Below are 26,397 nucleotides of genomic sequence, written 5' to 3'. Positions count from 1 at the left end.
GAGCTGACATGCAGACGCACTTTACCGATGCCGACCGCCAGAAACCGCATATTCAGGAAGCCGAGCGCATTCTGCGCACCTGCGTACACTGCGGCTTTTGTAACGCCACCTGCCCCACTTACCAGCTGCTGGGCGATGAGCGAGACGGGCCACGCGGGCGTATCTACCTGATGAAAGAGCTGCTGGAGAGCCGCGATGACGATGACCAGGTCACCGAAGAGACTCGCCTGCACCTCGACCGCTGCCTGACCTGCCGCAACTGTGAAACCACCTGCCCCTCGGGCGTCGAGTATCACAAGCTGCTGGATATAGGACGCGCCGAGATCGAGCGCCGCGTGCCCCGCTCGGCCGCCGAACGCGCCCAACGCTACGCCCTGCGTAAAATGCTGGTGGACCCCAAGCGCTTCAAGGCGCTGCTGAGTCTGGGGCAAACCTTCAAACCGCTGGTGCCTGGCAAGCTGCGCAGCAAAATGCCGCCCGCTCCGGTGGATGCAGGTCAACGCCCCGACAGCCAGCGCCATACGCGCAAGGTATTGATCCTGGAAGGCTGTGTGCAGCCTGGTCTCTCGCCCAACACCAATGCGGCGACGGCTCGATTGCTCGACCGCCTGGGCATCAGCGTCACACCGATCAGTGAAGCGGGGTGCTGCGGTGCCATCGACTTCCACCTCAATGCACAGGAAGCCGGTCGCCAGCGCATGCGCGCCAATATCGACGCCTGGTGGCCGCAAATCGAGCAAGGGGCCGAAGCCATCGTGCAAACCGCCAGCGGCTGCGGCGCCTTCGTCAAAGAGTATGCCGACATGCTCAAGGACGACCCTGTCTACGCGGCAAAGGCCCAGCGCGTCAGCGCACTGGCCAAGGATATCGTCGAGATTCTGCGCGACGAGCCTTTGGAGGCCCTGCAGCTCAAGGAGCATCAGCGTCTGGCATTCCACTGCCCCTGTACGTTGCAGCATGCCCAGAAGCTCAACGGCGCGGTGGAAAGCGTGCTGGGCAAACTCGGCTTTACGCTGGCTCCGGTCAAGGATGCCCACCTGTGCTGCGGTTCGGCAGGCACCTACTCGGTGACCCAGCCGGAGCTCGCCACCCAGCTGCGCGACAACAAACTCAATGCTCTGGAAGCAGGCAACCCCGAAGTGATCGTGACCGCCAATATCGGCTGTCAGACGCATCTGGCCAGTGCCAATCGCACGCCAGTCCGCCACTGGGTAGAAGTCGTCGACGCTGCCCTGGTATAACCTCGATACTCGCGGCCCCTGGCATCACGCCTTGCCCGTCAGGCGCCGCGCCTCACCCCCCATGATAAGAAGGATACTTTGATGCAAACCAAAGCCGTTCTGGGCCAAGCCGACGTCATTCAAGTACTGGACGCCGCACAGCAAGAAGCCGACAACAACAGCTGGCCCGTGACCATTGCCGTCACCGACGATGGCGGCCACCTGCTGGCCCTGCGTCGGCTAGATGGCGCTGCCCCGTTCAGCGCCGAAGTAGCGACCCAAAAAGCGCGCAGCGCAGCGCTCGGCCGCAAAGAGACGCAAATCTTCGAGGAGATGATCAACGGTGGCCGTACGGCGTTTGTCTCGGCACCGTTGCAGGGGCTGCTGTCCGGCGGCGTACCGATCATCGTGGATGGCCAGGTCGTGGGTGCCGTGGGGATTTCTGGCGTCAAGCCGGACCAGGATGTCCAGATCGCCAAAGCCGGTGTCAGCGCTATCGCCTGACCACTGAGCACCGCTGACGCCGTGACAAACGGCGTCATGCGCGCCTGAACATAGGCATCTGGAAATAGAAACATATGGAAATAGAAACGACAAAAAAGCCCGGATCGAAGATCCGGGCTTTTGGAATGTGTTCGGTTTTATCGACGTGCTTGCATGCACATGCATAACCGATAAGTGCTTAATGGCGGACCGGACGAGACTCGAACTCGCGACCTCCGGCGTGACAGGCCGGCATTCTAACCGACTGAACTACCGGTCCACGTTAAGACACTTCAAGACCATTGCAAGGGCGTCATCAAAGCGGTTCAGTCGCTATGCGCGCTACTTGAATGGTGGGTGGTACTGGGTTCGAACCAGTGACCCCCAGCTTGTAAGGCTGGTGCTCTCCCAACTGAGCTAACCACCCGATCATTGACAGCCATTGGCTGATCAATCGACTGCTTCAGGTTATCGTGGCGGACCGGACGAGACTCGAACTCGCGACCTCCGGCGTGACAGGCCGGCATTCTAACCGACTGAACTACCGGTCCGAATTACGATAACTGATGTGCAACATTGAGCGATGATGGCGGACCGGACGAGACTCGAACTCGCGACCTCCGGCGTGACAGGCCGGCATTCTAACCGACTGAACTACCGGTCCACAAATGCATCACTTGCTGCTTACGTTTCCAGGGCACCATGTCAATGGTGGGTGGTACTGGGTTCGAACCAGTGACCCCCAGCTTGTAAGGCTGGTGCTCTCCCAACTGAGCTAACCACCCGCTGGTCACGTGGCGCTGCATTCTACAGAAGCCTGTTCAAATGTCAACACGAAGCGTTTAAATTCTGCATTTAAACCAGTGTGCTGCACGTATCACCGACTTCCGCTCCTTGAGCGCGGACGAAGGATGCCGCAATCCGGGCAGCCTCGTCAATCAAAACCTTTTGATTCAGGCCGGATAATTTCCGTGGCTTGAAATCATGGTCCCCATCGGCAAGCCATTCCACCTGCACGCGCCTCGGTAGTCGGTAGCTCTCTACCTCAGCACGGGTGCCAAAAGGATCTCGCTCGCCCTGGATGATCAACGTCGGGCAGGACAACGACGCAAAGTGCTCCGTTCGCAGCACGTCCGGCTTTTTAGGAGGATGGAACGGATACCCCACGGCGATCACGCCTGGGCACGTCCGCTCACTGGCAAATAACGACGCCAGGCGCCCGCCCATGGACTTGCCCCCCACCCATAAAGGAAGTGGGCCCAACGGCTCGATCAGGGAGTACCAGTCAGCGACACAGGCCACACTTTTCAGCACGGGTGGTGGCGGGCGACGCTTGCCCTGCTCGTGCATCTGCTGCATGTAGGGCAAATCGATAGCCCATACCTGTATGTCATGCGCCGCCAGCGTCGCGGCAAATTGCCGCATAAAATCGCTCAGGTGCCCTGCTCCCGCACCGTGCAGCAGCAGCAAGCGCCCCTGCCGGGGCATGCCGGAAACACTCACCGGCCCATATCCTTCCACGTAAAAGCGCTGAACAGCGGGGCTGGCAATACCCTTGAACAGTGCCTGTGGCGCAAGCGGCTCGAACCCCAGGCCAGCGTAATAGGACAACGTCGACTCCTGCTAATTCAGCGTTACATCCATTGGCGTGTTCAGCTTAAGCCTCGGCTGCGATAGAATCTAGGCCGGATCTTGACCTGCATCATCAAGCGGGTGGCCGCACCCAGGCAAAATGCTAATGCACAATGCTACGGGTTACCCCCTAACCGCGTTCGATGGGAACATGAAATGAGCACAGCACTGGAACACCCGACCTACAATTACAAGGTAGTTCGGCAGTTCGCGATCATGACCGTTGTGTGGGGCATCGTGGGCATGACGATTGGCGTCATCCTCGCCTCCCAGCTGGTTTGGCCGCAACTGAACCTCGGCTTACCTTGGACTAGCTTCGGGCGTCTTCGTCCGTTACACACTAACGCCGTCATCTTTGCCTTCGGTGGCTCAGCGCTGTTCGCGACGTCGTATTACGTCGTTCAGCGTACCTGTCAGACACGTCTGTTCTCTGACAAGCTCGCCGCGTTCACCTTCTGGGGTTGGCAGGCGGTCATCCTTTCTGCCGTGGTCAGCCTGCCATTGGGGTATACCACCACGAAAGAGTACGCAGAGCTGGAATGGCCAATCAACATCCTGATTGCCGTTGTCTGGATCAGCTACGCCATCGTGTTCCTGATGACGATCAAGAAGCGCGCCACGTCCCACATCTATGTGGCCAACTGGTTCTTTGCTGCGTTCATCCTGACCGTGGCCGTGCTGCACATCGTCAACAACGCCGCCATTCCTGTCACCATGATGTACTCCACCTCGATCTATGCCGGTGCCGTGGATGCCATGGTGCAGTGGTGGTACGGCCACAACGCGGTGGGCTTCTTCCTGACGGCAGGCTTTTTGGGCATGATGTACTACTTCGTGCCGAAACAGGCCGAGCGTCCGATCTACTCCTACCGTCTGTCCATCGTCCATTTCTGGGCGCTGATCATGATCTACATGTGGGCAGGCCCGCACCACCTGCATTACACCGCACTGCCCAACTGGGCGCAGTCGCTGGGCATGATCATGTCGATCATCCTGCTGGCACCTTCCTGGGGCGGCATGATCAACGGCATGATGACCCTCTCGGGCGCCTGGCATAAGCTGCGCACCGACCCGACCCTGCGCTTTCTGGTCGTGGCTCTGTCGTTCTACGGCATGTCGACCTTCGAAGGCCCGATGATGGCCATCAAGACCGTCAACGCGCTGTCTCACTACACCGACTGGACCATCGGCCACGTGCACTCTGGTGCCCTGGGCTGGGTAGCGATGATCACCATCGGCTCCATGTACCACCTGATTCCGCGGGTCTTCGGCCGCACCGAAATGTACTCCGTCAGCCTGATCGCCGTGCACTTCTGGCTGGCCACCATCGGTACCGTACTGTACATCGCGGCGATGTGGGTCAATGGCATCATGCAAGGCCTGATGTGGCGCGCCATCAACGCCGACGGCACGCTGATGTACACCTTCGTTGAGTCTGTCGAAGCCAGTGGCCCAGGCTACTTCGTTCGTCTGATAGGCGGCCTGTTCTGGGTAGTCGGCATGCTGATCATGGCGTTCAACGTGTACATGACCGTCAAGCGTCGTGAAGCCATCAGCTACTCGGCACCACAAGCCGCTTAAACCGGGGAAGTTCAGACCAATGAAACATGAGATTGTCGAAAAGAACGTTGGCCTACTCGCCGTCTTGATCCTGGTTGCGATCAGCTTCGGCGGCTTGGCCGAAGTCGTGCCACTGTTCTTTCAAAAGGATACGACGGAGCCCGTGGAGGGGCTGCGCCCGCTGAGTGCACTGGAGCTCGAAGGCCGGGACATCTACCGCCGCGAAGGCTGTGTGGGCTGTCACTCCCAGATGATTCGCCCGTTCCGTGCGGAAACCGAGCGCTACGGCCACTACAACGTGGCTGGTGAGCAGGTATACGAGCACAACTTCCTGTGGGGGTCCAAGCGTACGGGGCCAGACCTGGCGCGCGTAGGCGGCCGCTACAGCGATGACTGGCACCGCGCCCACATGTACAACCCGCGCGATGTCGTGCCCGAGTCCATCATGCCGGCTTACCCCTGGCTGTTCGAGCGCACCCTGGATGGCGAAGCGACACCGCGCAAGATGCGTGTACTGCGTCAGCTGGGCGTTCCCTACACCGATGAAGATATCGCCAACGCCACCGCCGAAGTACGCGGCCAGCAGGAAATCACTGCGCTGGTGGCCTATCTGCAACAGTTAGGAACCGTGCTCGAGGGCACTCGTTAAGTTATGGATACGGGAACTTTCCGCGGACTTATCACGTTCATTCTCATTGTCGCTTTCGTAGGCATCTTCTTCTGGGCCTACTCCAAGCGGCGCAAACCCGACTTCGATGAAGCGGCCAACCTGCCCTTTGCCGACGATGAAAACGATAAGCAACCGACCCGTGACAAGCATGCTTCGCCAGAGGGCGAAGCGGATTCCCGCCACGACAGGGGAGATAAGAATAGATGAATAACTTATGGGGTGACTCCCTATCCAGCTTCTGGAGCGCCTGGATCATCGTCATCACTCTGGGCACGATTGCGCTGAGCGTTTGGATCCTGATCTCCAACCGCCGCACCGACAAGACCCCGGATGCTGATGGCAATGTAGAGACCACTGGCCACGCGGCTGATGGCATCGAAGAGTACGATAACCCCCTGCCCCAGTGGTGGTTCAAGCTCTTCATCCTGACCGTGGTCTTTGCGCTGGGCTATCTGGTGCTGTACCCAGGTCTGGGCAACTACGCGGGCGTGCTGGGCTGGTCTCAGGAAAGTCAGTGGGAAGAAGAAGTGGCGCAGGCCAACGAGCGCTTCACACCGATCTTTGCTCAGTACCAGGAAGTGCCGATTCCCGAACTGGCGCGTGATGCCGAGGCCATGCAGGTGGCCGAGCGCATTTACCTGAACAACTGCGCGGTGTGCCACGGCTCCAACGCCCAGGGCGGCTACGGCTTCCCGAACCTGACCGATGACGACTGGCTGTACGGCGGCGAACCCGAGAACATTCTGACCACCTTGAACAACGGTCGGAATGGTCTGATGCCCTCCTGGCAGCAGCTCGGTGAGAACAACATCGAGAACCTGACCCAGTACGTGCTGTCGCTCTCCAACCTGGAGCACGACGAGGAGCGCGCAGCCAGCGGTGAAAGCACCTTCCTGGCCGCCTGTGCCGCCTGTCACACGCCTAGCGGCACTGGCAACACGGCACTCGGCGCCCCCAACCTGACCAACGATATCTGGCTGTATCAGGCACCAGGGCAGAGCGTTGCCGACTCTGTACGCCAAACGCTGCGCAACGGCCGTAACGGCCACATGCCTGCCCAGGCGGCGTACATCGGTGAAGAGCGCGTCCACCTGGTGGCCGCTTACGTGTACAGCCTGCGCTTCCGCGACTGATCTCGTTGACAGGCGTTTGACGCCAGCGTGCACCAAGGGTGCGGTTTCATACCGCACCCTTTCTACATCCAGCAACCGCTCAGCCGCTCGGCGATCCGTTACACTATTGTTTATCGACACAGGTTTAGCGACACGGCATAACGCTACTACGCCAGCGACCACCCTTCGGCTGCCGCCCACGTCTGCCTCACTGAGCTGCGATCACCGCCATGGAAAAAATACCTAGCCACGATATTACGCCGCCAACCGTTGGGCACCACACGCCTGGCCAGAACGAGACCCAAGAGATGTACGCCAAGCGGCGGCATATCTACGTGCGTGAAATCAAAGGTCTGTTCCAAAAGGTTCGGCGCAGCGCCAACTGGGCGCTGATGATGGCCTTCTTTCTGCTTCCCTGGTTGAACTGGGGGGATCGACCGGCCGTATGGTTCGACCTGCCGGGGCGTGAGTTTCATATCTTTGCGGCGACTTTCTACCCACAAGAGTTCGTGCTGCTCTCGTGGCTATTGATCATCTGTGCCTTTGGGCTATTTTTCATCACGGTGTTTGCTGGTCGTGTCTGGTGCGGCTATACCTGCCCGCAGAGCGTCTGGACCTTCCTGTTCATCTGGCTGGAACACCGTATCGAAGGCAGCCGCCATCAGCGCATCAAGCTGGACAAACAGGCCATGGACGCCAGCAAGGCGTGGCGCAAGACCGCCAAGCACAGCGCCTGGCTGCTGATCGCTCTGGCCACCGGCGTGACCTTCGTGGGCTATTTCACGCCCATTCGTTCACTGGTGGTCGAACTGCCCACACTGGAGGCACACGGCTGGTCCTACTTCTGGGTCGGCTTCTTCCTGGTGTTCACTTACCTGAATGCGGGCTGGTTGCGTGAGCAGGTGTGCATCTACATGTGCCCCTACGCTCGCTTTCAGTCGGTCATGTTCGACCGTGATACGCTGATCGTTTCTTACGACGCCACCCGGGGAGAACCGCGCGGCAGCCGCAAGAAAACCCTCACCCATTCCCAGGCTCAGGCGGCAGGATACGGTGACTGTATCGACTGCGAGCTGTGCGTGCAGGTGTGCCCCACGGGGATCGATATTCGCGACGGCCTTCAGTACGAATGCATCACCTGCGCCGCCTGTATCGATGCCTGCGACAGCGTCATGGATCGCATGGGCTACCCGCGCGGGCTGGTTCGCTATACCACGGAAAATGCACTGGAAGGCAAGAAGAGTCATGTGCTACGCCCCCGCCTGCTGGGCTATCTGGCCGCACTACTGGTCATGATCGCCACGTTCGCCTGGGCGGTGAATGAGCGCATGCCGCTGGACTTCGAGGCAGAGCGAGAACGCACACAACTTTACCAGATCACGCGAGAGGGTCAGGTCAGTAACGTCTATAACCTGACGATTCGCAATCTGGACAATACGGCCCATACCTATCAACTGAGCGCGACCGGGCTCGAGACACTCGCCCTGGACCGCACGTCGATAGAAGTGCCTGCTGGCGAGACACGCACCCAGATCGTGACCGTCCTGGCCGACCCAACTGAGCTGCAACAGCCCAGCCAACCGATCACTTTCATCTTGCAGTCTCAGCAAGACGATACCATTCGCTCGGAGCGTGAAACGCGCTTCCTGGGCGACGTTAGGAGATAAGCCCCCATGTCCGACACCCCGATTCATCCTTGGTACAAACAGTTCTGGCCATGGTTCCTGCTGGCGCTGCTCTCCTCGTCCATCGTGGTCAGCATCACTTTTGCGGTCCTGTCGATCAAGACTGCCGACGGCATGGTGGTCCAGGAGGACTACTACGAACACGGCAAGGCCATCAACATGGTGCTGGCCAAGCAGGAGCGTGCCAATGAGCTGGGGCTTTCCGCAGAGCTGCGCATCGACCCGCTCACCAGCGATATCGTGCTGGACCTGACTGGCGACGACCGCCCGGAGACCCTCTATCTGACGCTGATCTTCCCGACTCAGGATGACCGCGATCAGGAGTTCGTGCTGCAACACGTGCGCGAAGGCCGCTACATCACCCAAGGCCCCGACAACCTGCGCTACCGCTGGTACATTCAGCTGCAGCCCCAGCAAACCGACGCCGACTGGCGGCTGATCGGTGAGGCGCGCTTCCCCAATGAAGAGAGTGTCGCCCTTCTACCCGGAGGCCGCACGCAGAGCGAATGAGTACTGTATCTCTAGCCAGCTGTTACCACTGCGGCAGCGCGGTGCCTGATGGGGCACCATGGAAGATCATCATCGACGAAGCGCCCCAGCCGCTTTGCTGCCCCGGCTGCGAAGCGGTTGCCCACGCCATCGTGGAAGGCGGCCTGGAGAGCTACTATCGCTACCGCACCGAGCTACCGGAGCGCCCCGACGAGCGTCAGGCCAGCAAATCAGACACCTGGTCGGTGTTCGACGACCCGGCGCTGCAGGCCCAGTTCACTCACCCGGAAGGGGATGAAGGACACCTGCGGGCAACCCTGGCCGTAGAAGGGATCACCTGCGCCGCCTGCGCCTGGCTCATCGAACACCGCCTGAACGCCTTGGAAGGCGTCAGCTCCAGCGCGGTCAACCTGTCGCACCACCGCCTGCGCATATGCTGGGACCCGACACGTATCAAGCTCTCCCAACTGTTGGCCGAGCTGGCCAGCATTGGCTACGACGCCCAACCCTACGAGCCCGATCAGGCCCAGGCGCGCCTGCAACACGAAGAGCGCATGAACGTGCGGCGCCTGATCGTAGCCGCCGTGGGCATGATGCAGGTGATGATGTTCTCGATACCGATCTATGTGTCGGACCCAGGGGAGCTGAGCGCCGATTTCTATGCTCTGTTCCACTGGCTCTCGTTTGCGCTGGCAACGCCAGTGGTGCTGTTTTCGGCACAGCCCTTTTTCCGCAATGCCCTGCGCGACCTGAAAAGCGGCGTGCTAGGCATGGACGTGCCGGTCTCGCTAGCCATTGGCGGCGCTTACCTGGCCAGTAGCTATGCGGTGCTGTTCGATGTCGGCGAGGTATATTTCGACTCCGTGGCCATGTTCACCTTCTTTCTGCTGTTTGGCCGCTACGTGGAAGGCCGCGCGCGGCGCCGTAGCGGCCACAGCGGCAATGCGCTGAGCGGCGTACTGCCGGTCTCGGCCATTCGTCTGGAGGCGGATGGCAGTGAGCGTATTCTGCCGGCCAGCGAACTGACGGTAGGCGACCGCGTATTGATCAAGCCGGGCCACGGCGTCCCTGCCGATGGCGTGATCGAAGAGGGCGAATCCAGCCTCGACGAATCCATGCTGACCGGCGAGTACTTGCCGGTGACCCGGCGTATCGGCGATAGCGTGGTGGGCGGCAGCCAGAACATGGAAAATCCGCTAACCATGCGCGTCACCCACCCCGGCAGTACGGCTCGGGTAGCAGGCATCGTCGACCTGACCGATCGCGCCTTTGCCAGCCGCCCCCGCCTGGCGCAAATGGCCGCCCGCATGGCCCACCTGTTCGTCCTTCGGCTACTGCTGGTGACGGCCTGTGTCACCATCACCTGGTGGATCATCGACCCATCGAGAGTGCTCTGGATCATGCTGTCGGTACTGGTGGTCACCTGCCCCTGTGCACTGGCTCTGGCCACGCCCACGGCGCTAACCGCCGGCCACGGCCAGCTGCGCCAGCGGGGCGTGTTGATTACTCGCGCCGATGCCATCGAGTCGCTGTCCAACGTTACCCGCGTCATCTTCGACAAGACCGGCACGCTGACCCGCGGTGAAATGCAGCTCACCCAGACCCAACCGCTGGGACATCACGATAGCGAGCATCTACGCGCCATTGCCGCCGCGCTGGAAGCCCACTCCGAGCATCCTATCGCCCGCGCCTTCCGCCCCTTCCGGGATGCCACGCTTCAGGCCCGACATGTGAAGAGCCATACCGGTAGCGGCCTCGAGGGTACTCTTGATGGAGCCGTCTGGCGGTTGGGCAAACCCGACTTCGCCAGCCAGCAAAGCATCCCGGTGCCGGGCAGCGGACAGTGGCTGCTGCTGAGCGAAGATCACCAGCCACGCGCCTGGTTCAAGCTGCATGACGGCATTCGGGAAGACGCCGCGCAAACCGTGGAGGCCCTGCAAGCACGCGGTCTGGCGGTGGAGCTGCTCTCCGGGGATACCCGGGAAGCCGTGGAAAGCCTGGCCGATCAGCTCAATATCGAGACCTGGCACGCGGGCCAGTCCCCCGAGGACAAGCTGAACCGGCTGCGCGAGCTGCAGACCCAGGGCGAACGGGTGGTGATGATTGGTGATGGCATCAACGATGTGCCCGTGCTGGCCGGGGCCGATGTCGCGATTGCCATGAACGGTGCCACCGACCTGGCGCGTACCCGCGCCGATGCGGTGCTGATGAGCCCACGCCTGATGCGCATCCACGATGCCGTGGATATTGCCCAGGCCACCCGCCGCATCATGCGTCAAAACATGATCTGGTCGGTGTGCTACAACTTCTCGGCCTTGCCGCTGGCCGCCATGGGGCTCATTCCGCCCTGGCTGGCCGCCATCGGCATGTCGCTGAGTTCGCTGGTGGTGGTGGGCAACGCCCTGCGTCTATCGCGTTGGCGCAGCGCTCCAACCCCCAGCATCGCCGCCGCTACACCGGTGACTGCATGAGCATTCTGTACCTGTTGATTCCGCTATCGCTGATCCTGCTCGGCCTCGCGGTCTGGGCCTTCTTCTGGGCGGTGAAGCACGACCAGTTCGAAGACCTGGAAGGCCCTGCCCACCGCATCCTGTTCGATGACGACGACAACGACCTGCCCCCCGAACAGCGCGCCGAGCGAAAAAACAGGGCCAAACCGCCTCGCGACCAAGAGCCCCCGCCATGAACCCGACCGGGCTGGACCTGCCGCCGCTGCTGGCGGCCTGGGTATTTGGCCTCATGGGCGGGGCACACTGCATCGGCATGTGCGGTGGCATCATGAGCGCCCTCACCTTCGCCGTGCCGCCCAGCATGCGTCACCCTGCTCGCCTGGGCGGGCTGCTGATGAGCTACAACCTGGGGCGTATTCTCAGCTACATGGTGGCCGGTGCGCTGGTGGCCGCGCTGGGCACGCTGGTCTCGCTCTCCCCGGCCGCCCGAGTGGGCTTGCAGGTGGTGGCGGCGGTCATGCTGATTCTGATGGCGCTGTACATCGCCAACTGGTGGAAAGGCCTGCTCCGAGTCGAGGCCGCCGGGCGCTACCTGTGGCGCTATCTCGAACCTCTGGGCCGACGGTTGATGCCCGTCGTGCACCTGCCCCAGGCGTTTGCCCTGGGCGCCATCTGGGGCTGGCTACCCTGTGGGCTGGTGTACTCCATGCTAGCCTGGAGCCTGGCCACGGCCGACCCGCTGCAAGGCGCTTTGCTGATGGGCGCCTTCGGACTGGGCACGCTGCCCGCGCTGCTGGCCACCGGCCTGGCGGCTCGCCAGATGGGCCACCTCATTCGCCACCCCGCCACGCGCACCGTGGCTGCCTTGACCATCATCGGCTTTGCCCTGTGGCAACTTTGGTCGCTGCTGCCGACGGCGCATCACTCATAGCTTGATATAGCTCAACGCTTTGCCCGCTTCGATGCCTTAGCATGCAGGCATATGCCGGCCGGTGGCCCACCACCTGGCTACTTTGCCCTGTTACCACGGAGCGTCTCTTCATGCCCCTTGCCTCTGCTGCCACCGCAACTCCTCACCTCGCAGCGGCCGAGACCCCTGCCTGGGACGAGGCCCTGCTGCGCCGTTACGATACCAGCGGCCCACGCTATACGTCCTACCCCACAGCACTCTCCTTTGACGCAGGCATCGGTGCCGACGACGTCACTGAAGCCCTGGCGCGCAGCAATGCCAGCCAACGGCCGCTCTCCCTGTACGTGCACGTGCCCTTTTGCCGCAAGATCTGCTTTTACTGCGCCTGCAACAAGATCGCCACCAAGAACACCCAGCTGGCCGAACCCTACCTATCGCGCCTCGATCGTGAAATGGTGCTGACCTCGCGCCATCTGGATACTCGGCGGCCCGTGCAGCAGCTGCACTGGGGCGGTGGCACACCGACATTCCTGACCCTGGCGCAAATGAGCGACCTGGTAGACAGGTTGGACGCGAGGTTTGGGCTCTCCAACGCTCCTGACCGCGATTACGCCATCGAGATCGACCCCCGTGAAGCAGATGTCTTTACCCTGCGCCACCTGCAGTCGCTGGGTTTCAATCGCCTCAGTCTAGGCGTCCAGGACCTGAACCCTAGGGTACAGGCGGCCATCAACCGCGTGCAGCCCAAGGTCATGACCGAAACCCTGATGGACGAAGCACATCGGCTGGGCTTTCGCTCCCTCAATCTGGATCTGATTTACGGGCTACCGTTTCAGACCGAGCAGAGCTTTGCCGACACGCTTGGCCAGGTCATCGACCTCAACCCGGCCCGCTTGTCGGTGTTCAATTACGCCCACATGCCCAGCCGCTTTGCCCCCCAGCGGCGCATCAGCGAGACAGACCTGCCCAGCGCCGACGAGAAGTTGGCGATCCTGCGCACCACCATCGAGATGCTCACTCAGGCAGGCTACGTGCATATCGGCATGGACCACTTTGCCCGCCCGGACGACAGCCTCGCCCAGGCACAGCGCCAGGGCACTCTGCAGCGTAACTTCCAGGGCTACTCCAGCCACGCCCAGTGCGACCTGATTGGCCTGGGCGTTTCGGCCATTTCCCGTATCGATGATCTGTATGCCCAGAACCCCACCCAGCTGGCCGCGTATGAAGCGGCATTGGATGAAGGTCGGCTGGCAACCGTCAAAGGAGTACGTTTAAATAAGGACGACCTAATACGGAGAGACGTCATCGAGCGCCTGATGTGCGATATGGAAATTGACCTGGCCAGCGTTGGCCAACGTTGGCACATCGATCCTCCCGTCTACTTCGCCAGCGCGCTGGAGCGCCTGCAGCCCGCCGAGCGGGATGGCCTGCTGCAGCGCGAAGGGAACCGCCTGCGGGCAACACCGACCGGGCGGCTGCTGATTCGCCACCTGGCCATGGCGTTCGATGCGCGCCTGCAAAGCCAGTCATCGCAACGCTACTCGAAGATCGTATAAACGGCACCTTGAGACATCCATCCCCTGACCCTATGATGGCTAATGAAAAGGGAGAACAACATGCCATATCCTGCCAGCCAACGGCGTTCACTGCTGCAAGGGGCGCGCTGCCAGACCTGCAGCCTCAGCTCGCTGTGCCTACCGCTCGCCCTGGAGCTGGAGGATATGAGCCAGTTCGACGCCATCATCCGCCGCCGCGCACCGCTCAAGAAGGGCGAACCGCTGTTTCGCCAGGGCGATGCGTTCACCAGCGTCTATGCGGTACGTTCCGGCAGCCTGAAACAGGTGACCAGCGAAGGCAACGGCAACGATCAGTTGACCAACTTCTATCTGCCCAGCGAGCTGGTGGGGTTGGATGGTATCGATGAAGAGCAGTATCCCGGCAGCGTGATCGCCCTGGAAACCACCGCAGTGTGCGAGATTCCTTTCGACCGCCTGGACACCCTATCGGAAGAGCTGCCGGAGCTGCGCGGCCAGCTTTACCGCAGCATGAGCAAGGAGCTGCGTGATGATCGGCGCATGATGCGCCTGCTATCGCGCAAAACCGCCGACCAGCGGCTGGCCAGCTTCCTGATTACCCTCTCTGATCGCTTCCGGCGACGCGGCTACTCGCCCTACAGCTTCCGGCTCTCCATGTCTCGCGCCGACATGGGGAACTACCTGGGGCTGGCCGTCGAAACCGTCAGCCGTATCCTGAGCCGCTTTCAGCAGCAGAACGTGGTGGCCGTCTCGGGCCGAGAGGTCAATATTCTCGACCTGCAGCGGCTCATCACCCTGGCCGAAGAGGAGGAGCAGGCAATCAGCTCACGTTGAACGCCTGAATCCGCCCTTCCATCAGCGCCGCCTGTTTGGCTTCCAGCCCGACGAAGTCGAACAGCGCCCGGTCGGCCAATTGGGAAGGCGCCACATTGGTGACGGCCTTGAACATGCTCTCCAGCCGCCCCGGGTGCTTCTTGTCCCATTCGGCCAGCATGTCCTTGACGATCTGACGCTGCATGTTGGGCTGCGACCCGCACAGGTTGCAGGGAATGATCGGAAACTCCATCAGCCGTGAGAATTCGGCAATGTCCGCTTCCTTGCAGTAGGCCAGGGGGCGGATCACGATGTTCTTGCCGTCGTCGGACAGCAGCTTGGGCGGCATGGCCTTCAAGGTCCCGCCAAAGAACATGTTGAGAAACAGCGTCTCGAGGATATCTTCCCGGTGGTGGCCCAGGGCAATCTTGTTGGCGCCGATCTCCTCGGCAAACCCGTAAAGTGACCCGCGACGCAGCCGCGAGCAGAGCGCGCAGGTGGTCTTGCCTTCCGGGGTTTTCTCCTTCACCACCGAATAGGTATCCCGCTCCAGAATGTGGTACTCCACACCCAGCTTATCAAGGTAACGGGGCAACACGTGCTCGGGAAAGCCCGGCTGTTTCTGGTCGAGATTGACTGCCACCAGGGAAAAATTGACCGGCGCATTGCGCTGCAGATTGCGCAGGATTTCCAGCATGGTGTAGCTGTCCTTGCCACCCGACAGGCATACCATGACCCGATCACCCTCATCGATCATGTTGTAATCGATGATGGCGTTGCCCACTTCACGACGAAGACGCTTCTGCAACTTGTTGAATTCGCGCTTCTGTTTGGCATCCTGAAGTTCAGGCTGCTGTTCAGACGCCGCATTGGTGGCACGCGTCGCCGAGGAGGGGTCGAAAAAGTCAGGTGATAACATGGTCGTTGTACTGCCGATGGGTGAAGGAGCAGCGGCTATTCTACAAGACTCGCAGGCGCGACCCAATACAAACCCATCGTCGGCCTCTGGCCACACCGAGCGGCAGCGCGTCGGCTCACACCGTGAAAAGGCGCTCACTCTGCAGGCGCTGATAGAGCAGCGCCGCCGCCGTGGCCTCGCTTTGCACCGAGGGCCAGGCCAGCGGCAAAGACCAGCATGACAGCGCTTCGTTGATGCTCGGGCCGACCTCTGCCTGGGGATGCAAGCGGCGTAGCTGACGAGCGTGCAGCCTAGCCAGATCGACTTGGGCATTGGGTAGCCCAAACCCCAGCGTGGCTTTGAACATCCGACCAAGCGGCGCCAGCAAGGTATCCAGCTGCCACCCCACCACTGGCCGATTGCCGATGAACTCCGCCAACGCTTCGACCCGGTCTCCCGAGTCAACTGACGAAGCAGGTGCGTCGTCTCGCTCCTGACGATAAGGCATGTATTCGCCTTTCATGGTCAGCGTGTCGCTCCAGGCATGGCTGGTCAACACCCGGCGCGGCGTCAATACGACAGCGGCCATGCGCAGCTCGCCCGGGCGAGCCTGGCTTTCACGGCACGCCAGCGCCACCGCTTCTTCGCCCATATAGGGCTGAAACAGCCAGCCATGCGGCGTATCCGCGAACCGCCGTCGATCGCTTTCACGCTGCACCAACGTTCTCAGTGAGCCGCTCAAGAGACCCACGTGCCTATCCAATAGCCGCATTCCACTCACGAATACTCCAGATGATAACGATGGGACAGCCGCTGCTTGAAGTCCTTGACGATGTGCAGCGCCTCGCGCAGCAGGTCGCGCTCCAGCGACGATAGTTCCTGAACCACGACTCGGTTGGTGCGCTTGCCGGTATCGGCATCGCGGGCGCCCGCGCTTTTCAGCTCCTGCAACTGCTGCTTAAGACGCAATTCGGTAAACAGCGCCAGCGCCTCACCCAGGTCGTCGGCAAAGCGGCGGTCCAGGCGGCCGTCGGCGGCCAGCGCATCGAGCCGATCCAGCGTAGAGGTCGCCTTGATGCGCCGCTCCAGCGCCATGGTGCGCACCCCATGAACAATCGGAAAAATGCCGCCTTTCTTGATATCGATGCCGTGCTGGGGCTTTTTCAGCGAGCCAAACAGCGTCAACGGCGTCGAGAAACGCAGCGCTGCGCGGGCGAAATAGGAGAGCAGCAGCTCATCATGGGAACAGCGCGCAAACAGCGCCTCACGCACACGGTCCAGCAGCGCGGGGTTGCCCGCGACGCCGTGAGCATCCAGCAAAATGGCCAGCTTCATCAGGCTGTCGCCATCCCGGGCCGACACCCACCTGGCGATGTTCGACTCCCACGTCGACACCGTGCCCACCCACTCAGGGTTACACACCATGATGTTGCCAGGGCACGGCGGGTAGCCCAGCTGCACCAGCGTCTCTGACAGGGTGTTCATGCACTCGGCCACGTCCGGCCACTGGCAGTCGTCGGCCAGAATCAACCCGTTGTCCTGGTCGGTCTTGAGAATCTGCTCGCCACGGCCCTCGCTGCCCATGACCATCAGGCAGCTTTGCGGGTGATACTGCTCGGGTACGGTCAAGGCCCACGCCTTGCTCATGATGCGGCCATTCAACGCGGCCAGCAGGTCCATGGCAAAACGCAGCTTGACGCCCTGGGCCATGAGCGCCTTGACCAGCTCGGGCGTGCGCTGACTGGCCGATGCCAGGGTAGGCAAGCTATCGGCTTGCTCCACTTGCAAGCTGACCACATAGCTACGGCTGGAGAAGAACCCCAGTACGTCCGTCAGCTCTACGACCCCTTGCACCCTGCCCTCCTCCATCACCACGACGCGTGATACTTGATGGCGGGTCATGGTGATCAAGGCTTCGAACAGATATTGCCCGGGGGCCACAGTGACGAGTGCAAGGTTGGCCAACGCAGCCACCGGGGTGTCCAATGAAGTGCTATCGAGGACCAGACCGTTGAGCAAATCCGTTTTGGTGACCATGCCTGGGCCGCGTTCGGTGGCCACCAGCAGGCTGTCGGCATGACTTTCATTCAACTGTCGGACGGCCTGTTGAATGGACGCCTGGGCATCCATCATCAGCGGTTGACGCATGCACTCGCTGACGCGGGCCAGCATGAACCCCGCCATGGTGACTCCCCCATCGGCACGCTTCTCGGTCAACAGGCGCGCCTTGTGAGACAGCGACTGCTTGAAAAACTGCTCGAACGCCGGGTAGTGTCGGCACAGCTGGCTGAACAGCGCCTTGGGCATGACATAACACAGACATTCGTCTTCAGCCTGAAAACGGTAGCGGCTCTTGCCATTCAAAATGCTGATCGCGCCGAACAGGTCGCCCGCCGTATAGTGACCGATACGGGCGCTGGCGGCAGGCAGCGTCGGATCCAGCTCGGCCACTTCGCCCTTGTGGATCAAGAACACCGAAACGCCCGGCTGGCCCATTTCCAGAATGATTTCGTCACGCTCGAAAAACGCCAGGTCCATGCCCCGACGCACGTGATCTCGGCCATCCTCGTCCAGCAGGGTAAATGGCAGTTGAGACAGCTCTACTTCTACCATGTAGCAACCTCGATCAAGCGCCTTGTATCGCGCCACGCAATGGCTTTTGTGATTATTGTTGACCTGTCACTCTCTTTGACCTGCTTTGCAACCTGCTACTTTACGCTATAAAGCTAACGTCTTAACGACCTTGGTTTAGCGACTAAAGTCGCGCTTTTCCATTTCTTCTTTAAAGCTCTTTGGTCACTTTTACCAAGGTAGCAAACATTGGTTTAGCCAGAGCTATAGACCATTGTCCCATCGTCATGCCTCACCCTGCGAAAAAGATCGCTTATTCTCTAAAAAACAGCAAGATATAAAAAAAAATCCAGACCAGACAAAGCCGCCCACGGGGCGTGATACCAAAGTCTGGGATTTATTTTTTGCATTTATTGCCCAGTATTATTAGCGAGTCATACAGGGTTAAAGCACACCACCCTAGCCATGTACCCAGAGCCGCTGACAACAACTCGAGAACACCTCAACGCTGACGGCTTAACAACAATAAGGTGACGTGCCTGGTAACGCCATTCAATGAGTCCACCACCGTCGGTATCTCTTGTCTGCGTTGCCCTGATGGATCACACGCTATCTTGAGTTCACTTTCCAACCCTAAAAATCACAACTGGAGAGCAACACAATGGCAGACGACAAGACCAATGCTGCTGAGTACTGGAAGGCCAACGTACGCCTGATCTTCGGGTGCATGTTCGTCTGGGCCTTCGTCTCTTACGGATGCGCCATCCTGTTCCGCCCCCTGCTGGCCAGCATTTCCGTTGGCGGAACGGACCTGGGTTTCTGGTTCGCTCAGCAAGGCTCCATTCTCACCTTTATCGGCCTGATCTTCTTCTATGCCTGGAGAATGAATCAGCTCGACAAGAAATTTGGCCTGGGGGAGTAAGCAAGCATGAGCCAATTTGCCATTAACCTTTTGTTCGTAGGCGCGTCGTTCGCGCTCTATATCGGCATTGCGATATGGGCACGGGCCGGGTCTACCAAAGACTTCTACGTGGCGGGGGGCGGCGTTCACCCCATTACCAACGGTATGGCCACGGCTGCCGACTGGATGTCTGCCGCGTCGTTCATCTCCATGGCGGGCCTGATTGCCTCGGGCGGCTACGCCAACTCCACCTTCCTGATGGGCTGGACAGGCGGCTTCGTTATTCTGGCGATGCTGCTGGCACCTTACCTGCGCAAGTTCGGCAAGTTTACCGTGCCGGACTTCATCGGTGAGCGCTTCTACAGCCGTACCGCCCGCGTGGTGGCGGTGGCGTGTCTGATCATCGCATCGGTGACCTACGTCATCGGCCAGATGACCGGCGCTGGTGTGGCATTCTCTCGCTTCCTCGAAGTGCCCAGCACCTGGGGTATCTGGATCGCCGCTGCCATCGTGTTCATGTACGCCGTATTTGGTGGCATGAAAGGCATTACCTACACCCAGGTGGCCCAGTACATCGTACTGATCGTGGCCTACACCATTCCTGCGGTGTTCATCGCCATGCAGCTGACCGGCAATCCGATCCCGATGTTCGGCATGTTCAGCACCCACACCGAGTCGGGCGTTCCGTTGCTGCAAAAGCTGGATGACGTCGTCAACGCGCTGGGCTTCCGCGACTACACCGCAGATGTGGACAACAAGCTGAACATGGTGCTGTTCACCCTGTCGCTGATGATCGGTACGGCGGGCCTGCCCCACGTCATCATTCGCTTCTTCACGGTACCCAAGGTGGCTGACGCTCGCTGGTCTGCCGGCTGGGCGCTGGTGTTCATCGCTCTGCTTTACCTCACCGCTCCTGCGGTGGCCTCCATGGCGCGCTTGAACCTGATGACCACCGTCTATCCCGAAATGACCGGGCAGGTAGAAGACTACGAGATGGCAGCGTCTGAACCCCTGCTCTACGAAGATCGTCCGGCCTGGTTCAGAACCTGGGAAGATACCGGCCTCATCACCTTCAATGACCTGAACAACGATGGCCGTATCCAGTTCTACAACGACGCCGACACAACATTCGCAGCCACCGCCGAATCGCGCGGCTGGGAAGGCAACGAGCTGAACGTCAACAATGACATTCTGGTACTGGCCAACCCGGAGATTGCCAACCTGCCCGGCTGGGTGGTCGGCCTGATCGCCGCGGGGGGTATCGCTGCCGCCCTGTCCACAGCTGCGGGCTTGCTGCTGGCGATCTCCTCGGCCATCAGTCATGACTTGATCAAGAACACCATCAACCCCAACATTTCCGAGAAAAACGAGATGCTGGCGGCACGGATCTCGATGGGGGGTGCCATTCTGCTGGCTACCTATCTGGGCTTGAACCCACCCGGGTTTGCGGCACAGACAGTCGCCCTGGCCTTCGGTATCGCGGCAGCCTCGCTGTTCCCTGTGCTGATGATGGGTATCTTCTCCACCCGCATGAACAGCGCTGGCGCGATCTGCGGCATGCTGGCGGGCCTGGTGGCCACCCTGCTTTACATCTTCACCTACCTGGGCTGGTTCTTCATCCCCGGTACCAACATGCTGCCGAATACGCCTGACAACTGGTTCCTCGGCATTTCCCCGCTCTCCTTCGGTGCCGTCGGCGCGCTGATCAATTTTGCGGTCGCCTTCGCAGTCTCCAGCGTCACGGCAGCGCCGCCCAAGGAGATTCAGGAGCTTGTCGAGAGCGTGCGTTACCCGAAAGGGGCTGGTGCCGCTGTCGATCACTAAGCCATAATCGTTCCTGGCTAGCCAACGGGCTAGCCCTGGAACCCATCACGCATCGGGCTTCCCATGGGAAGCCCGAGCTGTTTTAGGAAGCATCGTTATGATCTGGCACTTGATTGCCGCTGTCTTCGCCGCCCTGGCGGCGGCGGGTATTGCCCTGATACTGCGCCACCTGTCAGGACGCCGTCTGCCCAAATGGATCGTGCCGGTCTTTGCCGGACTCGGCATGCTGAGCTACCAGATTCACGTGGAGTACTCCTGGTTCGATCACAAGCAGCAGCAGTTGCCCGCCTCGGCGGTGGTCGTGGACAGCAGTACCGGCACCGAAGTATGGCGCCCCTGGACCTTCGTGTTTCCCATGACCACGCGCTTCAGCGTGCTCGACCGCGATAGCCTGCAGAGCACCCAGCACGAGGGCGCCCTGCTTGCCGAGTTCATGCTCTACCACTTCGAGCGCCACCATACGGACCTGGTGATTCCCCAGGCCTACCTATTGAACTGCAGCAGCCGTGAGCTGGTGCCGGTGGATATCGACACCCGTTCGCCGGACATCACCGGCATCCGCACGTTGCGCACCTCCTCCACGCTGCTCGAACAAGCCTGCGCCGAGCCTCCTCATTCATCTTGAGCACTGGCGCTGCAGGGCAATTCCCCTAGAATGGAGCCTCACCGAACGCACCGCCGCATGGGGCGCAGATAACAAGACAGGGAGAGAAGCATGTTTCACGGCGGGCTGCTGGTAGCCGTATCACTACTCTATATTGCCGTGCTGTTCGGCATTGCCTGGTACGGCGACCGCCGAGCGCGCACCCATGGCGCCAGCCGCCGCCGCCCCATCATCTACAGCCTGGCGCTGGCGATCTACTGTACGTCCTGGACGTTTTACGGCGCGGTGGGCCAGGCCGCCACGGCAGGCTGGTCGTTTGCCAGCATTTTCGTCGGGCCAATTCTGACGTTTCTGCTGTTCTGGCCGGTACTGGCCAAGATGATTCGCGTTGCCAAGCACCAGAACGTCACCTCCATCGCCGACTTCATTGCATCGCGTTACGGCAAGACGCAGTCGCTGGCTGCCTTTGCCAGCCTGGTGGCGCTGATCGGTACACTGCCCTATATCGCCCTGCAGCTAAAAGCCGTCTCGACCAGCTTCAGCGTGCTGACCGATGCACAGGACATCACTCACACCCCACTGTTTGCCGATACGGCGTTTTATGTGGCCATCGTCATGGCGATCTTTGCCATCCTGTTTGGCACACGCCATACCGATGCCACCGAGCACCATGAGGGGCTGATTCACGCGGTCGCCTTCGAGTCACTGGTCAAACTGCTGGCCTTCCTGGTGCTGGGGGCCTTCGTCACCTGGGGCATGTTCGGCGGGCTGGGAGAGCTGATGGGCCATGCGGAAAGCCAGCTGGAGCTGCAGCGCCAGTTGGCCAACCAGGATTTCGGCCAGAGCTTCTGGGCACAAACGCTACTGGCCATGCTGGCCATCCTCTGCCTGCCACGTCAGTTTCACGTGGCGGTAGTCGAAAACATTCACCCGGACGACGCCAGCAAGTCGCGCTGGCTATTCCCGCTCTACCTGCTGGCCATTGCCTTCTTCGTGGTACCGCTAGCCGCCGCGGGGCTGATGCTGTTCTCGGAAAGCGGCGTCGAGCCCGACACTTACGTGCTGGCGCTCTCCATGGCTTCAGGCCAGCAGTGGCTGACCCTGCTGACCTTCATTGGCGGTTTTTCCGCAGCCACCGGCATGGTCATCGTGGCCGCGGTGGCGGTGTCCATCATGATCTCCAATGAAATCGTCATTCCGGCCCTGTTCCGGCTGCGCTGGTTCGACACCAAGGCCCGAGACTACGGACGGCTGGTGCTGCGCGCCCGCCGCCTGACCATCATCGCCGTGCTGGCCATGGCCTACAGTTTCTATCAGCTGATTGGCGAGTTCACCTCGCTGGCCTCCATCGGCATGCTCTCGTTTGCCGCAGCCGGGCAATTTGCGCCTGCCTTGATCGGCGGGCTGTACTGGAAGCGCGGTAACCGGCTGGGCGTCGTCATCGGCATGAATGCCGGCTTTGCCATCTGGGCCTACAGCCTGCTGATGCCGGCCATGATCAACGCCGGCGTGCTGCCCCAGGCATGGCTGTTCGGCGGGCCACTGGGCATCTCCTGGCTCTCGCCCACGGCCCTGTTCGGCCTCAACCTGGGCGACCCGTTCACCCACGGGGTGATGCTCTCGCTAGGGATCAATCTGTTCTGCTATATCTTCGTCTCGCAGATCACCTCCCAGCGCGTGGTCGAGCGCATTCAGGCGTCGCTGTTCGTCGATAGCGTCGAGACCCGCCAGACCTCGGTGAACCGCCCCTGGACGGGCGCGACCACGGTAGGCGACTTGAAGGTACTGTGTGAGCGCTTCCTCGGTGCAGGCCAGGTGGACCGCGCCTTCGAAGACTACGCCCGTCGCGTGGGCAAACCGCTGGACGATGGCACCCGCGCCTCCATCGACGTCATCCAGTTCACCGAACGCTTCCTGGCGTCGGTGCTGGGCGCCTCGTCGGCCCGTATCGTGGTGAACTCGGCGCTGCAGGGGCGCGGCATCGGCATTTCCGATGTGATCTCCATCGTCGATGAAGCCTCCCAGGTACTGGAGTTCAACCGCGCTTTGCTGCAGGCCACCATCGAAAACATCAATCAGGGCATCAGCGTGGTCGACCAGAATCTGCGGCTGGTGGTCTGGAACCAGCGCTATCTGGAGCTGTTCCGCTTTCCCGACCACCTGATTCGGGTCGGCGCCCCCATGGATCGCATCTTCCGTTACAACGCCCATAATGGCGAGTATGGCCCCGGCGACCCGGAGGAGCATGTCCAGCTGCTGATCGACAATATTCGGGCAGGCCAGCCCCACCGCTACGTGCGTTACCGCCAGGATGGCAGCGTGCTGGAAGTGCAGGGCAATCCCATGCCCGGGGGCGGCTTCGTCTACACCTATCAGGACATTACCCAGCAAAAGCGCATCGAAGAGGCGCTGATTCGCTCTGAAAACAATATCCGTATCTACACCGATAACGTACCGGCGCTGATTGCCTACTTCGATAAGGAGAGCCGCTACCTGTTCACCAACCGCGCCTACGAGCAGGCCTTCAGCATCGATCGTAACGCGGTCATCGGGCGTCGCTATGAAGACGTCCTGCCGGTCAAGCAGGCCGAAGAGCGGCTGCCCTGGGTACAGCGAACGCTGGCCGGTGAGCGTGTCAGCTTCGAAGTCTCCATGCGCGTCAATGACGCCATGCGTTACATGCTGGTGACCTATACGCCCCACTTTGGCGACAGCCAGTCGATTCTGGGCTTTTTTGCGCTGTATCAGGATATTACCGAACGCCGCCAGGCCGAGATTGCGCTCAAGGAGACCAATGAAACCCTGGAGGAGCGCGTCAGGGAGCGCACCCAGGCGCTTTCAGAGGCCAACGCCGCCCTGCGCCAGGAGAACCGGGTGCGCGCAGAAGCGGAGCAAGCGCTGCGCCAGGCCAAGCAGCTGGCCGAGGATGCCAACGCCTCGAAAACGCGCTTTTTGGCCGCCGCCAGCCACGATCTGCTGCAGCCGCTGAACGCTGCGCGCCTGTTTACCTCGGCGCTGATGCAAAACGTCACCGCCAGCGATACCCAGCGCACCATTGGGCATATCGACAACTCGCTGCAGGCCGCCGAAGAGCTGCTGGGTACGCTGCTGGATATCTCCAAGCTGGATGCGGGCGCGCTGACCCCACGCCGCAGCCACTTCGCGCTGGCCGACATCTTCCGCCCGCTGCGGGCCGAGTTCGAAGTCATGGCCGACGACCGCGGTCTGGACCTGGACGTCGTCCCCACCCAGAAGTGGGTCGACTCTGACCCGCAAATGCTGCGCCGTATCGTGCAGAACTTCCTCTCCAACGCCATTCGCTACACTCAGGAAGGGCGCGTGCTGCTGGGCTGCCGCCGCCAGGGCGAACGGCTGCTGATCGAGGTATGGGATAGCGGCCCCGGCATTCCCGAGTCCAAGCTCACCGAGATTTTCCAGGAGTTTCGCCGTCTCGATCAGGTGTCGCGTCACAAGGAGAGCGAAAAAGGGCTGGGGCTGGGCCTGTCCATTGCCGACCGCATGAGTCGCGTGCTGGACCACCCCATCAAGGTACGCTCCTGGGAAGGCATCGGGACGGTCTTTTCGGTGAGCGTGCCCATCGTGGCGGCCAAGGAGATTGCGCCGATAGAGCAAGAGGCTGGCCATCGCCGCAGTGGCAACAAGCTGGCGGGCACCCGCATCGTCTGTATCGACAATGAAACCCTGATTCTGGAGGGCATGACCGCCATGCTGAGCGGCTGGGGCTGTGAGGTCTTCACCGCCACCAGCATCGGCGGGGCCAAGTCGATTCTGCGCAACATGGATGGCGACCCGGATGCCATCCTGGCGGATTACCATCTGGATAACGAAGTCACCGGCCTGATGGCTCTGGAAGCCCTCAGCGAGCGCTTCGAAGGGGCCGTGCCGGGCATCGTGATCACCGCTGACCGCACCGAAACCGTGGCCGAGGAGATCAAGCGGGCGGGGTACCACATGCTCCTGAAACCCGTGAAACCCGCCGCCCTGCGTGCCCTGCTGACACGCACCCTGCAGGCCAGTCGGGCCAAACCCTGACCCTGGCCCTGGCCCTGACCCTGACAAAGCAACAGCTAACAAAACGCCGCGCCTGGAGAACTCCAGGCGCGGCGTTTTGGTTGCCTACCGTCGCGATCAGGACTCGACTTTGGGCGGCTCCACTTCCAGCTTTTGCGCGGCGATGACCGCCTGGGTGCGCGAGTGAACGCCCAGCTTGCGCAGAATTGCCGTGACGTGCGCCTTGATCGTGGCTTCCGAGACATTCAGCTCATAGGCAATCTGCTTGTTGAGCAGACCTTCGGTGAGCATGTTCAATACCCGGAACTGCTGGGGAGTCAGCGACGCAATCGCTTCGGCAAAACGCGACTCCTCTTCGCTGGTCTCTTCCAGTACGTTGGCCAGCGCTTCAGGCAACCAGACTTCCCCCTGCAGAATTTCGCCCACGGCTTCGGCAATCAGCTGCAGTGAGGAGGATTTGGGGATGAACCCGGACGCCCCGTAGTCGATGGCACGCCGCACCACGTAAGGCTCATCGCTGCCGGACACCACGGCAACGGGAATATCGGGCATCTGCCCGCGCAGCTGAATCAACCCCGAAAAGCCGTGGGCTCCCGGCATGTGCAGATCCAGCAGGATCAAATCCGCATCTGGATGTCGGTTGACGACCTCCGTGGTGGCTTCCATGGTGTCGGCTTCGACGATCTCGGCCTGGGGGGCCAACTGGCGCAACGCCTGGGTAAGCGCTGCGCGAAACAGCGGATGGTCGTCAGCGACGATAAACTTATGGGCTACTGCCATGGATTTTCCTCCGGTTCCTCGAGCAGCGGGGTTGCCTGCCGCCGCGACGCTAGGCTCATACGGTTGAGGCATGGTACCCCATGGGCTTCATCATGCCCAAGCATCACATGCACAATTTGTCATTGGAACGTCATTCAAACAGAAACAGCGGTGCCGGCTCATGGCCGGCACCGCGACAGACTAACGCAGTTTGCCCTGATTTAATAAATCCAGGCGTGACGCTGGTCA

General features: G+C 61.0%; 22 protein-coding genes and 5 tRNA genes. 17 read left to right on the top strand and 10 right to left on the bottom strand.

Going from position 1 to position 26,397, the window contains the following annotated elements; translation table 11 throughout:
• Window positions 1-8 precede the first annotated feature (8 nt).
• Both glcF and FEU76_RS00815 read left to right on the top strand, forming a co-directional pair.
• Window positions 9-1,241: a glycolate oxidase subunit GlcF gene (glcF, locus tag FEU76_RS00820; RefSeq protein WP_144979582.1), complete on the top strand. Its 1,233-nt coding sequence runs from the start codon at window positions 9-11 to the stop codon at window positions 1,239-1,241.
• Between the two features lie 81 nt (window positions 1,242-1,322).
• Window positions 1,323-1,724 carry a heme-binding protein gene (locus tag FEU76_RS00815; RefSeq protein WP_039175367.1) on the top strand — a complete coding sequence of 134 codons (402 nt, stop codon included), beginning with the start codon at window positions 1,323-1,325 and terminating at the stop codon, window positions 1,722-1,724.
• Between the two features lie 182 nt (window positions 1,725-1,906).
• Here the strand turns inward: FEU76_RS00815 and FEU76_RS00810 are convergent.
• From FEU76_RS00810 to FEU76_RS00785, 6 genes are all read right to left on the bottom strand, one after another.
• Window positions 1,907-1,983 (bottom strand) — tRNA-Asp (locus FEU76_RS00810).
• A 71-nt stretch (window positions 1,984-2,054) separates the two neighbouring features.
• A tRNA-Val gene (locus tag FEU76_RS00805) sits at window positions 2,055-2,130 on the bottom strand.
• A gap of 47 nt (window positions 2,131-2,177) precedes the next feature.
• Window positions 2,178-2,254, bottom strand: a tRNA-Asp gene (locus tag FEU76_RS00800).
• A gap of 36 nt (window positions 2,255-2,290) precedes the next feature.
• Window positions 2,291-2,367: transfer RNA gene (locus FEU76_RS00795), tRNA-Asp, on the bottom strand.
• Between the two features lie 45 nt (window positions 2,368-2,412).
• Window positions 2,413-2,488, bottom strand: a tRNA-Val gene (locus FEU76_RS00790).
• 70 nt (window positions 2,489-2,558) lie between these two features.
• The gene (locus FEU76_RS00785; protein ID WP_144979579.1) at window positions 2,559-3,314 is read right to left on the bottom strand and encodes an alpha/beta fold hydrolase; all 756 of its coding nucleotides are present in this window, start codon (window positions 3,312-3,314) and stop codon (window positions 2,559-2,561) included.
• A gap of 177 nt (window positions 3,315-3,491) precedes the next feature.
• Here FEU76_RS00785 and ccoN point away from each other — a divergent pair, with 177 nt between their 5' ends.
• From ccoN to fnr, 11 genes are all read left to right on the top strand, one after another.
• Window positions 3,492-4,916 carry a cytochrome-c oxidase, cbb3-type subunit I gene (gene ccoN, locus FEU76_RS00780; protein ID WP_039181509.1) on the top strand — a complete coding sequence of 475 codons (1,425 nt, stop codon included), beginning with the start codon at window positions 3,492-3,494 and terminating at the stop codon, window positions 4,914-4,916.
• A 19-nt stretch (window positions 4,917-4,935) separates the two neighbouring features.
• A complete protein-coding gene (gene ccoO / locus FEU76_RS00775; RefSeq protein WP_016916188.1) occupies window positions 4,936-5,544 on the top strand; it encodes a cytochrome-c oxidase, cbb3-type subunit II in 609 nt (202 codons plus the stop codon).
• Window positions 5,545-5,547: 3 nt separating this feature from the next.
• Window positions 5,548-5,772, top strand: coding sequence for a CcoQ/FixQ family Cbb3-type cytochrome c oxidase assembly chaperone (locus tag FEU76_RS00770; protein WP_039181513.1), 225 nt, complete (start codon window positions 5,548-5,550; stop codon window positions 5,770-5,772).
• Window positions 5,769-6,698, top strand: a complete 930-nt coding sequence (ccoP, locus tag FEU76_RS00765) for a cytochrome-c oxidase, cbb3-type subunit III (protein ID WP_039181516.1) — start codon at window positions 5,769-5,771, stop codon at window positions 6,696-6,698. The genes FEU76_RS00770 and ccoP overlap by 4 nt, the downstream gene beginning before the upstream one ends.
• A 209-nt stretch (window positions 6,699-6,907) precedes the next feature.
• Window positions 6,908-8,344 carry a cytochrome c oxidase accessory protein CcoG gene (gene ccoG, locus FEU76_RS00760; RefSeq protein WP_144979576.1) on the top strand — a complete coding sequence of 479 codons (1,437 nt, stop codon included), beginning with the start codon at window positions 6,908-6,910 and terminating at the stop codon, window positions 8,342-8,344.
• 6 nt (window positions 8,345-8,350) lie between these two features.
• Window positions 8,351-8,872, top strand: a complete 522-nt coding sequence (locus tag FEU76_RS00755; protein ID WP_144979573.1) for a FixH family protein — start codon at window positions 8,351-8,353, stop codon at window positions 8,870-8,872.
• On the top strand, window positions 8,869-11,322 hold the full coding sequence (locus FEU76_RS00750) for a heavy metal translocating P-type ATPase (RefSeq protein ID WP_144979570.1): 2,454 nt from the start codon (window positions 8,869-8,871) through the stop codon (window positions 11,320-11,322). The genes FEU76_RS00755 and FEU76_RS00750 overlap by 4 nt, the downstream gene beginning before the upstream one ends.
• Window positions 11,319-11,537: a cbb3-type cytochrome oxidase assembly protein CcoS gene (ccoS, locus tag FEU76_RS00745; RefSeq protein ID WP_144979567.1), complete on the top strand. Its 219-nt coding sequence runs from the start codon at window positions 11,319-11,321 to the stop codon at window positions 11,535-11,537. Before FEU76_RS00750 ends, ccoS begins: the two co-directional genes overlap by 4 nt.
• Complete coding sequence (locus tag FEU76_RS00740; protein WP_039181532.1) at window positions 11,534-12,232, top strand: sulfite exporter TauE/SafE family protein; 699 nt, start codon at window positions 11,534-11,536, stop codon at window positions 12,230-12,232. Before ccoS ends, FEU76_RS00740 begins: the two co-directional genes overlap by 4 nt.
• Before the next feature lie 110 nt (window positions 12,233-12,342).
• Window positions 12,343-13,767 (top strand): oxygen-independent coproporphyrinogen III oxidase, encoded by a 1,425-nt coding sequence (gene hemN / locus FEU76_RS00735; RefSeq protein WP_144979564.1) that lies wholly within the window; start codon window positions 12,343-12,345, stop codon window positions 13,765-13,767.
• Between the two features lie 60 nt (window positions 13,768-13,827).
• On the top strand, window positions 13,828-14,580 hold the full coding sequence (fnr, locus tag FEU76_RS00730; RefSeq protein WP_144979561.1) for a fumarate/nitrate reduction transcriptional regulator Fnr: 753 nt from the start codon (window positions 13,828-13,830) through the stop codon (window positions 14,578-14,580).
• Here the strand turns inward: fnr and ttcA are convergent.
• The 3 genes from ttcA to FEU76_RS00715 all read right to left on the bottom strand — a co-directional run bounded on the left by ttcA (window position 14,567) and on the right by FEU76_RS00715 (window position 18,070).
• Window positions 14,567-15,478, bottom strand: a complete 912-nt coding sequence (gene ttcA / locus FEU76_RS00725) for a tRNA 2-thiocytidine(32) synthetase TtcA (RefSeq protein WP_039181541.1) — start codon at window positions 15,476-15,478, stop codon at window positions 14,567-14,569. The two genes, fnr and ttcA, sit on opposite strands and share 14 nt — an antisense overlap.
• Before the next feature lie 115 nt (window positions 15,479-15,593).
• Window positions 15,594-16,208 (bottom strand): DNA polymerase III subunit epsilon, encoded by a 615-nt coding sequence (locus FEU76_RS00720; protein WP_313955423.1) that lies wholly within the window; start codon window positions 16,206-16,208, stop codon window positions 15,594-15,596.
• A gap of 26 nt (window positions 16,209-16,234) precedes the next feature.
• Window positions 16,235-18,070 (bottom strand): DUF294 nucleotidyltransferase-like domain-containing protein, encoded by a 1,836-nt coding sequence (locus tag FEU76_RS00715; RefSeq protein WP_144979558.1) that lies wholly within the window; start codon window positions 18,068-18,070, stop codon window positions 16,235-16,237.
• 619 nt (window positions 18,071-18,689) lie between these two features.
• Between FEU76_RS00715 and FEU76_RS00710 the strand changes: the two genes are divergently transcribed.
• The 4 genes from FEU76_RS00710 to FEU76_RS00695 all read left to right on the top strand — a co-directional run bounded on the left by FEU76_RS00710 (window position 18,690) and on the right by FEU76_RS00695 (window position 25,410).
• Window positions 18,690-18,950: a DUF4212 domain-containing protein gene (locus FEU76_RS00710; protein WP_144979555.1), complete on the top strand. Its 261-nt coding sequence runs from the start codon at window positions 18,690-18,692 to the stop codon at window positions 18,948-18,950.
• A gap of 6 nt (window positions 18,951-18,956) precedes the next feature.
• Window positions 18,957-20,753 carry a sodium:solute symporter family protein gene (locus FEU76_RS00705; protein WP_144979552.1) on the top strand — a complete coding sequence of 599 codons (1,797 nt, stop codon included), beginning with the start codon at window positions 18,957-18,959 and terminating at the stop codon, window positions 20,751-20,753.
• A 97-nt stretch (window positions 20,754-20,850) separates the two neighbouring features.
• Window positions 20,851-21,378, top strand: a complete 528-nt coding sequence (locus FEU76_RS00700) for a hypothetical protein (RefSeq protein WP_144979549.1) — start codon at window positions 20,851-20,853, stop codon at window positions 21,376-21,378.
• Between the two features lie 90 nt (window positions 21,379-21,468).
• Window positions 21,469-25,410 carry a NahK/ErcS family hybrid sensor histidine kinase/response regulator gene (locus tag FEU76_RS00695; RefSeq protein WP_144979546.1) on the top strand — a complete coding sequence of 1,314 codons (3,942 nt, stop codon included), beginning with the start codon at window positions 21,469-21,471 and terminating at the stop codon, window positions 25,408-25,410.
• A gap of 96 nt (window positions 25,411-25,506) precedes the next feature.
• Here the strand turns inward: FEU76_RS00695 and FEU76_RS00690 are convergent, their stop codons facing one another.
• Window positions 25,507-26,169 carry a LuxR C-terminal-related transcriptional regulator gene (locus FEU76_RS00690; RefSeq protein ID WP_016916171.1) on the bottom strand — a complete coding sequence of 221 codons (663 nt, stop codon included), beginning with the start codon at window positions 26,167-26,169 and terminating at the stop codon, window positions 25,507-25,509.
• Between the last annotated feature and the right edge of the window lie 228 nt (window positions 26,170-26,397).

Origin of the sequence: Halomonas sp. C22 (assembly GCF_007655045.1) — a bacterium.
GTDB classification, from domain to species: domain Bacteria; phylum Pseudomonadota; class Gammaproteobacteria; order Pseudomonadales; family Halomonadaceae; genus Vreelandella; species Vreelandella hamiltonii.
Note: the sequence above shows the minus strand (reverse complement) of the source record. Positions and strands in the feature narration are given on the sequence as shown.